This is a genomic window from Escherichia sp. WS33 (assembly GCF_046486385.1).
Classification (GTDB): Bacteria; Pseudomonadota; Gammaproteobacteria; order Enterobacterales; family Enterobacteriaceae; genus ECMA0423.
This window is the reverse complement of the sequence record NZ_JBJQLJ010000015.1, coordinates 1-13,529: the sequence shown is the minus strand read 5'-3', so window position 1 is coordinate 13,529 and position 13,529 is coordinate 1. Positions and strand designations below refer to the sequence as shown.

General features: G+C 53.9%; 10 protein-coding genes. 5 read left to right on the top strand and 5 right to left on the bottom strand.

Annotated elements, in window-relative coordinates; genetic code table 11:
* Window positions 1–60 precede the first annotated feature (60 nt).
* From fepD to fepC, 3 genes are read left to right on the top strand one after another with little or no spacing between them, the layout of a single operon-like run.
* On the top strand, window positions 61–1,065 hold the full coding sequence (gene fepD, locus ACJHXA_RS13565) for a Fe(3+)-siderophore ABC transporter permease (protein WP_001295314.1): 1,005 nt from the start codon (window positions 61–63) through the stop codon (window positions 1,063–1,065).
* On the top strand, window positions 1,062–2,054 hold the full coding sequence (gene fepG / locus ACJHXA_RS13560) for an iron-enterobactin ABC transporter permease (protein WP_000640977.1): 993 nt from the start codon (window positions 1,062–1,064) through the stop codon (window positions 2,052–2,054). The genes fepD and fepG overlap by 4 nt, the downstream gene beginning before the upstream one ends.
* On the top strand, window positions 2,051–2,866 hold the full coding sequence (fepC, locus tag ACJHXA_RS13555) for an iron-enterobactin ABC transporter ATP-binding protein (RefSeq protein WP_000140647.1): 816 nt from the start codon (window positions 2,051–2,053) through the stop codon (window positions 2,864–2,866). The genes fepG and fepC overlap by 4 nt, the downstream gene beginning before the upstream one ends.
* Here fepC and wzz(fepE) read toward each other — a convergent pair.
* From wzz(fepE) to fes, 4 genes are all read right to left on the bottom strand, one after another.
* Complete coding sequence (wzz(fepE), locus tag ACJHXA_RS13550; protein ID WP_000096702.1) at window positions 2,863–3,996, bottom strand: LPS O-antigen length regulator Wzz(fepE); 1,134 nt, start codon at window positions 3,994–3,996, stop codon at window positions 2,863–2,865. The two genes, fepC and wzz(fepE), sit on opposite strands and share 4 nt — an antisense overlap.
* 215 nt (window positions 3,997–4,211) lie before the next feature.
* Window positions 4,212–8,093, bottom strand: a complete 3,882-nt coding sequence (gene entF, locus ACJHXA_RS13545) for an enterobactin non-ribosomal peptide synthetase EntF (protein WP_000077727.1) — start codon at window positions 8,091–8,093, stop codon at window positions 4,212–4,214.
* The gene (ybdZ, locus tag ACJHXA_RS13540) at window positions 8,090–8,308 is read right to left on the bottom strand and encodes an enterobactin biosynthesis protein YbdZ (RefSeq protein WP_000885781.1); all 219 of its coding nucleotides are present in this window, start codon (window positions 8,306–8,308) and stop codon (window positions 8,090–8,092) included. Before ybdZ ends, entF begins: the two co-directional genes overlap by 4 nt.
* Window positions 8,309–8,310: 2 nt before the next feature.
* Window positions 8,311–9,513 (bottom strand): enterochelin esterase, encoded by a 1,203-nt coding sequence (gene fes / locus ACJHXA_RS13535; protein WP_000125810.1) that lies wholly within the window; start codon window positions 9,511–9,513, stop codon window positions 8,311–8,313.
* 242 nt (window positions 9,514–9,755) lie between these two features.
* On the opposite strand from fes, the gene fepA reads away from it, so the two are divergent.
* Complete coding sequence (gene fepA / locus ACJHXA_RS13530; protein ID WP_001034879.1) at window positions 9,756–11,996, top strand: siderophore enterobactin receptor FepA; 2,241 nt, start codon at window positions 9,756–9,758, stop codon at window positions 11,994–11,996.
* Between the two features lie 174 nt (window positions 11,997–12,170).
* Window positions 12,171–12,791, top strand: a complete 621-nt coding sequence (entD, locus tag ACJHXA_RS13525; RefSeq protein WP_001298903.1) for an enterobactin synthase subunit EntD — start codon at window positions 12,171–12,173, stop codon at window positions 12,789–12,791.
* A gap of 121 nt (window positions 12,792–12,912) precedes the next feature.
* Here entD and hokE read toward each other — a convergent pair whose 3' ends face one another.
* Window positions 12,913–13,065 (bottom strand): type I toxin-antitoxin system toxin HokE, encoded by a 153-nt coding sequence (gene hokE / locus ACJHXA_RS13520; RefSeq protein WP_000956465.1) that lies wholly within the window; start codon window positions 13,063–13,065, stop codon window positions 12,913–12,915.
* Between the last annotated feature and the right edge of the window lie 464 nt (window positions 13,066–13,529).

The window sequence follows — 13,529 nt, the reverse complement described above, 5'->3', positions numbered from 1 at the left end:
TGCTAACATATCCAAATAAGATCGATAACGATAATTAATTTCATTATCATGGAAGTTCGTATGTCTGGTTCTGTTGCCGTGACACGCGCCATTGCCGTGCCCGGATTGCTGTTATTACTGATTATCGCGACGGCATTAAGCCTGCTCATTGGGGCAAAATCACTCCCCGCTTCCGTAGTGCTGGAGGCCCTCTCCGGCACCTGCCAGAGCGCCGACTGCACCATCGTGCTCGACGCGCGACTGCCGCGCACCCTTGCCGGTTTACTTGCAGGCGGCGCGCTTGGCCTTGCCGGGGCGTTGATGCAAACCCTCACCCGAAATCCACTTGCCGACCCCGGCTTGCTTGGCGTGAATGCCGGAGCCAGCTTTGCCATTGTGCTGGGTGCGGCGCTGTTTGGTTACTCATCCGCGCAGGAACAACTGGCGATGGCCTTCGCCGGGGCGCTGGTGGCCTCATTGATTGTTGCCTTTACCGGCAGTCAGGGCGGCGGGCAGTTAAGTCCGGTGCGTTTAACCCTGGCGGGCGTGGCGCTGGCGGCGGTGCTGGAAGGACTGACCAGCGGCATCGCCCTGCTTAATCCTGACGTCTACGATCAACTGCGTTTCTGGCAAGCCGGTTCGCTGGATATTCGCAATCTACATACCTTAAAAGTGGTGCTGATCCCGGTTCTGATCGCCGGAGCAACTGCGCTATTACTGAGTCGCGCGCTGAACAGTTTGAGCCTCGGCAGTGACACCGCGACGGCGCTGGGCAGTCGCGTGGCGCGCACACAGTTAATTGGTCTGCTGGCGATTACCGTGCTTTGTGGTAGTGCGACAGCGGTAGTTGGCCCGATTGCCTTTATTGGCCTGATGATGCCGCATATGGCGCGTTGGCTGGTGGGTGCCGATCATCGCTGGTCGCTGCCCGTCACGCTACTCGCCACCCCTGCCCTGCTGCTGTTTGCCGATATCATCGGGCGGGTGATTGTGCCCGGCGAGTTGCGCGTTTCTGTGGTCAGTGCGTTTATTGGTGCACCGGTGCTGATCTTCCTCGTGCGACGTAAAACGCGAGGTGGTGCATGATTTACGTCTCTCGCCGATTACTCATCACCTGTTTGCTGCTTATTTCCGCCTGTGTGGTTGCAGGTATCTGGGGATTACGCAGCGGTGCCGTCACGCTGGAAACCTCGCAGGTATTCGCCGCGCTGATGGGCGATGCGCCGCGCAGTATGACGATGGTGGTCACCGAATGGCGTTTACCACGCGTGCTGATGGCGCTGTTGATTGGCGCGGCACTGGGCGTCAGCGGTGCGATTTTTCAGTCGCTGATGCGTAACCCGCTCGGCAGCCCTGACGTAATGGGCTTTAACACCGGGGCGTGGAGCGGCGTGCTGGTGGCGATGGTGCTGTTTGGTCAGGACCTGACGGCTATCGCGCTGTCAGCAATGGTGGGCGGCATTGTCACTTCGCTTCTGGTCTGGCTGCTCGCCTGGCGTAACGGCATCGACACCTTTCGGTTGATTATTATCGGTATCGGTGTTCGCGCCATGCTGGTGGCCTTTAATACCTGGCTGTTGCTGAAAGCGTCTTTAGAAACGGCGCTAACAGCGGGTTTGTGGAATGCCGGATCGCTCAACGGCCTGACGTGGGCAAAAACCTCGCCTTCCGCACCCATCATTATATTGATGCTCATTGCCGCCACCTTGCTGGTGCGGCGAATGCGCTTGCTGGAGATGGGCGATGATACCGCCTGCGCGCTGGGCGTCAGCGTCGAACGTTCGCGTCTGTTAATGATGCTGGTTGCAGTGGTGCTTACCGCTGCGGCAACGGCGCTTGCCGGGCCGATTTCCTTTATTGCTTTAGTCGCGCCGCACATTGCCCGACGCATTAGCGGCACCGCTCGCTGGGGGCTGACCCAGGCGGCGCTGTGCGGAGCGCTGTTACTGCTGGCGGCCGATCTCTGCGCCCAACAACTGTTTATGCCGTATCAACTTCCGGTTGGCGTCGTTACCGTCAGCCTCGGCGGTATTTACCTTATCGTCTTGTTAATTCAGGAGTCTCGCAAAAAATGACCGAATCAGTAGCCCGTTTGCGCGGCGAACAGTTAACCCTGGGATATGGCAAATATACCGTTGCGGAAAATCTGACTGTAGAAATTCCTGATGGTCACTTCACGGCAATTATCGGACCAAATGGCTGTGGTAAATCCACGTTACTGCGTACCTTAAGCCGCCTGATGACGCCTGCTCACGGGCATGTCTGGCTGGATGGCGAGCACATTCAACATTACGCCAGTAAAGAAGTTGCACGCCGGATTGGTCTGTTGGCGCAAAATGCTACCACGCCGGGCGATATCACCGTGCAGGAGCTGGTGGCGCGTGGACGTTATCCGCATCAACCGCTGTTTACCCGCTGGCGCAAAGAGGATGAAGAAGCGGTAACGAAAGCGATGCAGGCCACGGGAATAACTCATCTGGCAGATCAAAGCGTGGATACCCTTTCTGGCGGACAACGCCAGCGCGCGTGGATCGCGATGGTGCTGGCCCAGGAAACGGCAATTATGCTGCTCGACGAACCCACGACCTGGCTGGATATCAGTCATCAGATTGATCTACTGGAACTGTTAAGCGAACTGAACCGCGAGAAAGGCTATACCCTGGCGGCGGTGCTGCACGATCTTAATCAGGCCTGTCGTTACGCCAGCCATTTGATTGCATTGCGGGAAGGGAAAATTGTTGCTCAGGGAGCGCCGAAGGAGATTGTCACTGCTGAACTGATTGAGCGCATTTATGGTCTGCGATGCATGATCATTGACGATCCGGTAGCCGGAACGCCGCTTGTGGTGCCGCTCGGACGAACGGCACCTTCAACCGCAAATAGTTAAACTAAGTGGTCTGCCATCATGGCATCCTGTTTTCTGGATGCCATCGCATAGCGCAATAACACGCTACCACAAGCCACCATCCCGCCGATCAGCGCGGAAAGGATCACAATAATCGCCTTACCCGGACCGTCTTTTTTCACTGGCAATGACGGGCTTAACTGATATTTAAACGGCGTAAAATTCACATCGTTGATATTTGCTTTTGTTAACTGCTCAACAAGATACTGACGATTACGTAATTCACCGTTCAGTTCCGCAACGTCAGTGACCGCTTTTTCAATTTCCAGTTTGCGTTCAATACCGTCTGCGCCGAGAGAAATAGAGAAATCGGGGTCATCTTTAACGGCCTGACCATTACTGTATACGGGCTTTTTAATTCCCGCCGCGTTGGCAATGTCGAGTGAATAATTGAGGCGCTGAATGTTTGCATCAAGTTGATTTTTCGTTTTAATGCGATCCTGAGCCAGTTTTTCTTTTTCAAACTGGGTTTTGATCTCCAGTTTATTACGGACGTTTTCTATCGACTCTTTCACCACCAACGCAGAGATATAATCGATATACCCGCTCAAAACGGTCTGCGCCTCTTTACTGGTTGGCGCGGTAAAACTTAGCGTCCAGGAGGTATACAGTGACGGTTCATCTTTTTTCTTACTGGCATTGTCATCAACCGCTTTCATTTTTTCGCTCAATGCAACAATAGCGCGATGCAAATCCAGTTCATCGATTTTCGCCTCTTTTAATTGGTCCATCACATAAGGTGATGAACGCAGGTACTCTTCCAGCAAGCTAACCGACTGAAACTTCTTGATAAACAGGTTAAATGCTTCTGTACGATCAATTTTGATATCCAGATCCAGCACACGAAGCTTAGTGAATGTTTTCTCCAACTCTTGCCACTGAACAGGTTCTGGAGGCGTGACAACCGCCGCGCTGGTCCATTTTTGCGGCAGGATGAAAGAGATCAGCAAGCCTGCGCAGGCAAACGCAAAAACGACCGCCATGACCGTTTTTTTGGCCCGCCATAAAACTGAGATTAGATTAAGTAAATCAATTTCATTATTACTGGGCGACGCCAGAGGATAATCGGGAAAATGAGCGTCACTTCCCTGTTTAATATTCAGTGATGACATGGGGTATAACCTGAAAATGAGTCCAATAGGGGGAAATCTCCACGGCGCTCACTTTACCAGTTGGTGAGAATTATCCGAAGCTGAAGTTTGTAAATTCCTTCCAATGAATGCAACATTCACTCTATTTAAGAGAAATAACCAGCAAACTTATAAATTAAACAAATGATTAACCCATAATTATTTCCTGTAATTATGGGTTAATAGATAATGTTAATTTACCTGTTTAGCGTTGCGCGAATAATCGGCCCAATTTTTTCAAACGCCCCTGGAGAGATAATATCCACATGCGCACAATCCTGACGATAGATATCCAGCTCCGCTATCCACGGCGACCAGGCGCGTTCGGGACTCATACCTTCCTGAAGTGTGCGTTCAGCAACAAACAGCGTCGCTTTACCGTCAAACGGTACGCTATGAGCAGTCGTCAGCAGGCGCACAGCATCAGCGTAGTTGCCTTCAATGGTGGTAAACAACTCCGTTGAAGTACTTCCCTGCTGTGCTGCCAGGAAGGCCTCGCGTTCGCGGTTAATCTCCGCCAGCACTTCCGGGTCCAGACCATTAGCTTCTTTTTCCTGCCAGTTTTGCGTTTCTGGCGGCCAGGTATCCAGCAAGCCAAGAAATGCCACCTGTTCGCCACGGGCACGCAGTCGCGCCGCAATACCCTGCGCCAGCGTACCGCCAAGGGAATACCCCAGCAGGTAATAAGGGCCGTGCGGTTGTTGCTCAAGTAACGTTGCCAGATGCGCTTCGCAGACTTCATCCAGGTTTGTCGCTGTCTGCATGGGTCCATGAGGGCGCGGCGACTGAATGCCAATAATCGACCATTGTGGATCGAGATAACGCGAGAGCACGCTAAACTGCCAGGCAAAACCGGACGCCGGATGGAAACAAAACAGCGTCGGGCCATTACCTTCACGCAACGGCAGAATGGTTTCGAATCCCATGCGCCGGGAGCTGTCCTCTTCACCATCAATAATCGTTGCCAGTTTGGCGACGGTTGACGCGACCATCACCTGCCCCGGCGTCACCTGACGAGCAAACTGTCGACTTAACTGCGCTGCTAGTTTCATTGCCAGTAGCGAATGACCGCCCAGCGCAAAGAAATCAGCATCGGCATCCTGCACGTCACAACCCAGCAACGACGCGAATGCCGCGGCGATAATCGTTTCACTGCCCGCTTTCGGTGCACGTCCCGACGCTTGTGTCTTCAGTTCAGGCAACGGTAAGGCTTTGCGATCCAGCTTGCCGTTGGCGCTAAGCGGCAACTGCGGAAGTTGCAGCAGAACGACCGGCACCATATGCGGCGGCAATGTTTCGCGAAGCTGTGCCTGTAATGCGCTGGTATCCAACGGCAGTCCCGATTGCGACACCAGATAGCCCACCAACTGACGCGCATCACCACCGGTGGCTGCCGCCTGGTTAATCACACAGGCGTGGGTAACTGCCTGTTCGACATCCGGCAGCGCCTGCATCACGCGATCGATTTCGCCCAGTTCGATACGCTGCCCGCGAATTTTTAGCTGATCGTCACTGCGCCCGAGGTACTCCACCGCGCCGTTATCCAGCCAGCGGGCGACGTCTCCGGTACGATACATCCGTTCACCTGGGGCAAAAGGATCGGCAATAAAACGGCTGGCGGTCAGATCGGGTCGTCCAAGATACCCCTGCGCCAGTTGGATGCCGGTGAGATAGAGATCACCCGCCACACCCGGCGGCACCGGATGCATCATCGCATCAAGAATACGCAGACCCGTATTCCATACCGGATAACCAATCGGCACACTGCTGCCGCGCACCTGTGCCAGTTCCTCGCCAAAAGCCGGATACCAGCTGACATCTACCGCCGCTTCCGTCGGGCCATATAGATTATGCAACGGCGCGCCAGTTAACTGTTGCCATTCGCGGCATAAATCAGCCGGTAAGGCCTCACCACTACAGAAAACCTGTTTCAACGTCGCGCAACTCTGGCGAGCGGTTTGCGGCGTCAGCGAGGCAACAAATGCCGCCAGCATCGACGGCACAAAGTGCGTGGTCGTTACGCCATATTCGGCAAAGAATTGCTGCATAGCGAGCGGGTCGCGGTGCGCTTCCGGTTCAGCCATCACCAGTTTCGCCCCGGCAATAAACGGCCAGAAAAACTCCCACACCGAGACATCAAAACTGCACGGCGTTTTTTGGGCAACGACATCTTCGCCTGTAAGCGGGTAATGGTTTTGCATCCAAAGCAAGCGGTTAACGATAGCCGTCTGCCCGACCATTACCCCTTTCGGCCTGCCGGTGGAGCCAGAGGTAAAGATGATATAAGCCGTGTGGTGCGGTTGTGAAAGTTGCAGCGGCGCACTGCCCTGGGGGGTAAGCGGGGCGTTATAGCAAAGGCTTGTTAAATTGGGAACATCGCTAAAGCGCGGCAGTTGATCGTCGGTGGTAATTAACAGCGACGGACGCGCATCTTCCAGCATCATTTTCAGGCGATCGTCCGGATAGCCGGTATCCAGCGGTAGCCAGGCCGCGCCAGCTTCAACTATTGCATGGAGTGCCAGGGTCAAAAAGACCGAGCGCGGTAGTGCCACCGCCACGCTGTCCCCTGGTTTAACGCCGCGCTCACGCAGCAGATTCGCCAGCGCCACCACCTGCTCGCGCATTTCCCGATAGCTGAACAGGTAACGCGCATCTGCCAGCGCCGGAGCATCCGGTGTTTTTGCCGCTTGTTCTGCCACCAGCGCGCTCAGCGTGGTTTCTGGAATCTCAACCTGAGTGGCGTTGATCTGCGCCAGCTGCGCATACTCACCTGGCAGCATAATATCGACATCGCCGCACAACAGCGCCGGATCCGCGGCGAACTGGGCAATCAGCATTTTCAGGCGTTCAGCATGCTGGATTAACGTTGGCTCATCGTAACGCTGTTTATTGGCGAGGATCTCAATACTCAAATCACCGTGTTCATCCGGGAACAGGGCCAGTTCAAGGTCATTAACCGGACCGGTTGCCAGGGTATGGGTTTGCGTCTGAACACCAGGAATATCCAGTTGGTAATCAAATACCTTGATATTGAGTACCGGACCGAACAGCGGTTCCTCTCCTGCCGCTCGCCCGCTGTCACGGACAATTTGTTCGGCATCGTAACGTTGATGACGACGCATTTTTTTCAGTTGTGCTGCCAGTCGGGTTGCCAGTTCCGGCAGCGTTTCTTGCGCCGCAATGTGAATACCCAACGGTAAAACGTTGAGCACGGGTCCGCTAGCCGTCAGCGCCGCCGAGCCCAGTCGACGCATAAAGATAAATCCGGCGGCATAGTCCATGCGATTGCACAATCGCCCCAGCCACAAGGCTGCCAGCGCAAGGGCTAAATCGGTACGCTGCACACCTGAAAGTTGCGTAGCCAGCTGGCGGAATTCCCCGTCGGTAAATTCCAGTTTCAGGCGCAGAATATCTGCCGAAGCGCTGCGCCCCGCTAAAGGTGCCGGAGAAAGTGACGCGGGCGGCGGCAGTTGACGACGCTGTTCTGCCCAGAATGCCGCATCACGCTGCCAGGCTTCGCTTTCGCGGTATTGCTGGTACTCTTCCACTACATCAGCGAAAGGCGTAAACGGCGAAGCAGGCGTTGGTTCGCCACGCAGCCATGTGCAGTAAATATTGGCGATCTGGCGAGTAATGGCCGGGAAACTGAAGCCATCGACCAGCAAATGGTGATAACGCTGATACCAGTACCAGCGGTTATCCGCAACATGTATCAGCTGATGAAAGACCAGTGGTTTACCGCTATCGACGCGCAAATCTTGTTGCAAATCCGCCAGCATTAATACCTGCGCAGTACCGTGCGGATCAATATTGGTTCGCAGGTCGATAATTTCTGGCAGTTCGAATATCAGCGCATCATCGACCCACTGCCAGACTTCGCCGTTATCTTCCGTAAAACGCATCCGCAACGTATCTGCTTGCGCTAGTCCGACAACCACCGCGCGGGCCAGTAATGGCGCATCAACATCTCCAGTTAACTCAACGTAATGCGCCACGCTCCAGGCGGAGGGTAAATCCGACAGTTTTTCTGCCATCCAGATGCCGGGCTGTGCGGCGACCAAAGGTAAATGCTGGCTCATTGTGCCTCCTGCAACTGGGTGAAATTGGCCGGTGTCAGAGTACGCCAGTGGACTTCCAGCCACTGCTGGCAGGACGCCTGTGACTGCGGCTGACACACAATGTCCCAGCCTGCCGGTAAGGCGCATTGTTGCGGCCACAGACTGAATTGCCCCTGCGCATTGCGCAAAATGTAAAACGCTCCCTGTGGATCATCGAAGGGATTACTGAATGCCATATTCAACTCCTGTCATGGAAAAGTGGTTGCCAGAGGTCGATTAGCCCCTGCATCAAGCCACCGCGCCAACAAAGCGCATCATGTCCGCCGTCAACCTGACGCCAGAAAATGGATTCTTTTATGGGGTGTAATTGCGCATACAGCGCCTGATTGGCCCGCATAATCATCGGCTCGCGAATACCCGCTTCCAGCACAATGCGCAGACCTTCGGCGCTAACTTCACCAGCTTTAAGCTTTTCAAGTAACACGCCCTCTTGCTGCCCGCCCCGATGCGGCCACCAGTACGATCCTGACTGGCTTAATACACAGCCAAAGCGTTCAGGCCAGTGCAGTCCGGCATACAGCGCGGACAGCCCACCAAAACTCTGCCCGGCGACCACGGTGCGATCGGCGCGATCGCTAAAAGGGGCAATAGCTTTCACCAGGGGTAATAACTCTTGCTGTACTGCCAGCCAGAAATCCGCATTACACGGCAGTTCGTGGGCGCGGTGCGTGGTGTCGATAGCGTCGATCAACACATACACGGCGGGAGGAAGTTGCTGACGATGGGTCAGCGAAGTCAGCACAGGCCAGACGGGCATACTTTGCGCCCAAAATTCGCCATCGAGCAAAACTGCCAGCGGACGTTCTTCTGCTGTTGCATCGCCGGTGGTAAAAATCCATACACGACGTGAATTTTTCAACCGTTCACTTTTCCAGATAATTTCTTTGGCTGCTATTTCTGGCGCTTGCGGACAATCCCATCCCGGTTGCAGAGGCGCTTGCGGCATTTCGAGTGCAGAAACAGCGTGCCCTCGCCCGCCTTTCCAGCTTTGTGGATTCAGCGGATCGGCTATTGCCTGGGGTAATAGTTTTCGCCAGCCTTCACGTAATTCGAGGCGATCGGGGGATGGTGCAGAAAAAATGTCATCGCGTTCGGTGGGAATAAAGCAGTAGCTGCCGCGCCAGTTGGCATTGAGTTGTGTCGTCCACTGCCAGACATCAGTACCTGCAATTCGCTGCATCGACTGGGGCTGGCTGTTCTGATGATGATCGGTCACACCAGTGATGTAGATCCATACGCGCTTTATCGTCGAGTATTCTTCAGAACCTTGGGGATCACGCCACCAGAAAGTGACCTCAAACATTTCGTCATTCAGACGCTGCCATTCCGGGCCATGTTTCGACTGCCACCAGCTCTCACTTCCTACTTTTAACGCCGTCACACCATAACCCCATGTTTACTGTGCAATTTTTCATTGATTGCAGAAATATATTGATAATATTATTGATAACTATTTGCATTTGCAATAGCGTAATGGCGCGCCGTGGGAAGCGCGGACATTTATTAACCAACTGCACTGCGTGTCTTTCAGGATCAAAGGTTTTCGCGGTAGCGGGATGCGTCGTGTTGAGGACGACCATGCCCGACAGTTGCAATTCGTGGCAAAAATGCAGGAATAAAACAATGAACAAGAAGATTCATTCCCTGGCCTTGTTGGTCAATCTGGGGATTTATGGGGTAGCGCAGGCACAAGAGCCGACCGATACTCCTGTTTCACATGACGATACCATTGTCGTTACCGCCGCCGAGCAGAACTTACAGGCGCCTGGCGTTTCGACCATCACCGCAGATGAAATCCGCAAAAACCCCGTTGCCCGCGATGTGTCGGAGATCATCCGTACCATGCCAGGCGTTAACCTGACCGGTAACTCCACCAGTGGTCAGCGTGGGAATAACCGACAGATTGATATTCGCGGTATGGGTCCGGAAAACACGCTGATTTTGATTGACGGCAAGCCGGTAAGCAGCCGTAACTCGGTGCGTCAGGGCTGGCGTGGCGAGCGCGATACCCGTGGTGATACCTCCTGGGTGCCACCTGAAATGATTGAACGTATTGAAGTTCTGCGTGGTCCGGCAGCTGCGCGTTATGGCAACGGCGCGGCGGGCGGCGTGGTTAACATCATTACCAAAAAAGGCAGCGGTGAGTGGCACGGCTCCTGGGACGCTTATTTCAATGCACCAGAACATAAAGAGGAAGGTGCCACTAAACGCACCAACTTCAGCCTGACCGGTCCGCTGGGCGACGAATTCAGCTTCCGCTTGTATGGCAACCTCGACAAAACCCAGGCTGACGCGTGGGATATCAACCAGGGCCATCAGTCCGCGCGTGCCGGAACGTATGCCACGACGTTACCAGCCGGGCGCGAAGGGGTGATCAATAAAGATATTAACGGCGTGGTGCGCTGGGACTTCGCACCATTGCAATCGCTGGAACTGGAAGCGGGTTACAGCCGCCAGGGTAACCTGTATGCGGGCGATACCCAGAACACCAACTCTGACGCTTACACTCGCTCGAAATATGGCGATGAAACCAACCGCCTGTATCGCCAGAACTACGCGCTGACCTGGAACGGTGGCTGGGATAACGGCGTGACCACCAGCAACTGGGTGCAGTATGAACACACCCGTAACTCGCGTATTCCGGAAGGTCTGGCGGGCGGTACCGAAGGGAAATTTAACGAAAAAGCGACACAGGATTTCGTCGATATCGATCTCGATGACGTGATGCTGCACAGCGAAGTTAACCTGCCGATTGATTTCCTCGTTAACCAGACGCTGACGCTGGGTACGGAGTGGAATCAGCAACGGATGAAGGACTTGAGTTCCAATACCCAGGCGCTGACCGGGGCGAACACCGGCGGCGCTATTGATGGTGTGAGTGCCACCGACCGTAGCCCGTATTCAAAAGCAGAAATTTTCTCGCTGTTTGCCGAAAACAACATGGAGCTGACTGACAGCACCATCGTAACGCCGGGGCTGCGTTTCGATCATCACAGTATTGTCGGCAATAACTGGAGCCCGGCGCTGAACATATCGCAAGGTTTAGGCGATGACTTCACGCTCAAAATGGGCATTGCCCGTGCTTATAAAGCACCGAGCCTGTACCAGACTAACCCGAACTACATTCTCTACAGTAAAGGTCAGGGCTGCTATGCCAGCGCGGGCGGCTGCTATCTGCAAGGTAACGATGACCTGAAAGCAGAAACCAGCATCAACAAAGAGATTGGTCTGGAGTTCAAACGCGACGGCTGGCTGGCGGGCGTCACCTGGTTCCGTAACGATTATCGCAATAAGATTGAAGCGGGCTATGTGGCTGTAGGGCAAAACGCAGTCGGCACCGATCTCTATCAGTGGGATAACGTGCCGAAAGCAGTGGTTGAAGGTCTGGAAGGATCGTTAAACGTACCAGTTAGCGAAACGGTGATGTGGACCAATAACATCACTTATATGCTGAAGAGTGAAAACAAAACCACGGGCGACCGTTTGTCGATCATCCCGGAGTACACGTTGAACTCAACGCTGAGCTGGCAGGCGCGGGAAGATTTGTCGATGCAAACGACCTTCACCTGGTACGGTAAGCAGCAGCCGAAAAAATACAACTACAAAGGTCAGCCAGCGGTTGGCCCGGAAACCAAAGAAATCAGTCCTTACAGCATTGTGGGTCTGAGCGCGACCTGGGATGTGACGAAGAATGTCAGTCTGACCGGCGGCGTGGACAACCTGTTCGACAAACGTTTGTGGCGTGCGGGTAATGCCCAGACCACGGGCGATCTGGCAGGGGCCAACTATATCGCGGGTGCCGGGGCGTATACCTATAACGAGCCGGGACGTACGTGGTACATGAGCGTAAACACTCACTTCTGATGCTAACGTCAGATTGTTGACAAAGTGCGCGTCGTTCATGCCGGATGCGGCGTGAACGCCTTATCCGGCCTACAAAAATCTTGCCAATTCAATATATTGCAGGACCATGTAGGCCTGATAAGCGTAGCGCATCAGGCAGTTTAGCGTTTGTCATCAGTCTCTAATATGGTCGACATGAAAACTACGCATACCTCCCTCCCCTTTGCCGGACATACGCTGCATTTTGTTGAGTTCGATCCGGCGAATTTTTGTGAGCAGGATTTACTCTGGCTGCCGCATTACGCGCAACTGCAACACGCTGGACGGAAGCGCAAAGCCGAACATTTAGCCGGGCGGATCGCTGCAATTTATGCGCTGCGGGAATATGGCTATAAATGTGTGCCCGCAATCGGCGAGCTACGCCAACCGGTGTGGCCTGCGGAGGTATACGGCAGTATTAGCCACTGCGGGGCTACGGCATTGGCCGTGGTTTCCCGTCAACCGATTGGCGTTGATATCGAAGAAATTTTTTCTGCGCAAACAGCGACCGAATTGACAGACAACATTATTACACCAGCAGAACACGAGCGACTCGCAGACTGCGGTTTAGCCTTTTCTCTGGCGCTGACACTGGCATTTTCCGCCAAAGAGAGCGCATTTAAGGCAAGTGAGATCCAAACTGATGCAGGTTTTCTGGACTATCAGATAATTAGCTGGAATAAACAGCAGGTCATCATTCATCGTGAGAATGAGATGTTTGCTGTGCACTGGCAGATAAAAGAAAAAATAGTCATAACTCTGTGCCAACACGATTAATTGACAACATCTGGTACGATTCGCCCGCAGCCATCACTGACCGCGGGCGAAAGTGTAAAGCAGGTGCCTTACCACTCTGACCTGACAACCGGATATGCGGGGATTGCTCCCCGCACAACGGCTACTTCTTCGGTTCGTAAGCGAGAACAGCCTTAAACTCAATATTACGTTCCTTTACGGTGAACTCACACAGCGAGTCTCCGACCAGAAGCGTAAATCCCAGTACCGTCAAACACAGCACTATGACTGCCACAAGGGCATATTTCGTCAGCATGTTTATATTGCCTCCATGCGAAGAAGGGACTACCATCCGAGTTGTTGAGGCTCGGAGTGGCAGCCCCAGGATTGATAGAAATATCTCCTGGGGCTTCATCTTTCCAGACCTCAGAGTTAACCTGAAACCGGAAAGCTTCAGGCACCCGCCGTTATCTTACCCTTCCTCAACAAAATAGCTGTTTATTTATACAGTGAATCCTGTTTCGGACTTCTGTCGGCAAAACTCATCATTGCTCTTAAAACGAAATCGCCCGCAGCCATCACTGACCGCGGGCGAAAGTGTAAAGCAGGTGCCTTACCATCCTGACCTGACAACCGGATATGCGGGGATTGCTCCCATAAGCGCTAACTTAAGGGTTGAACCATCTGAAGAATGCGACGCCTCGGTGCCTCGTTAAGACGATGCCTCGCGTTCTTCAATTGCGTTTTGTAGGCTGTCAGGGATACTGTCCCACGAATGGC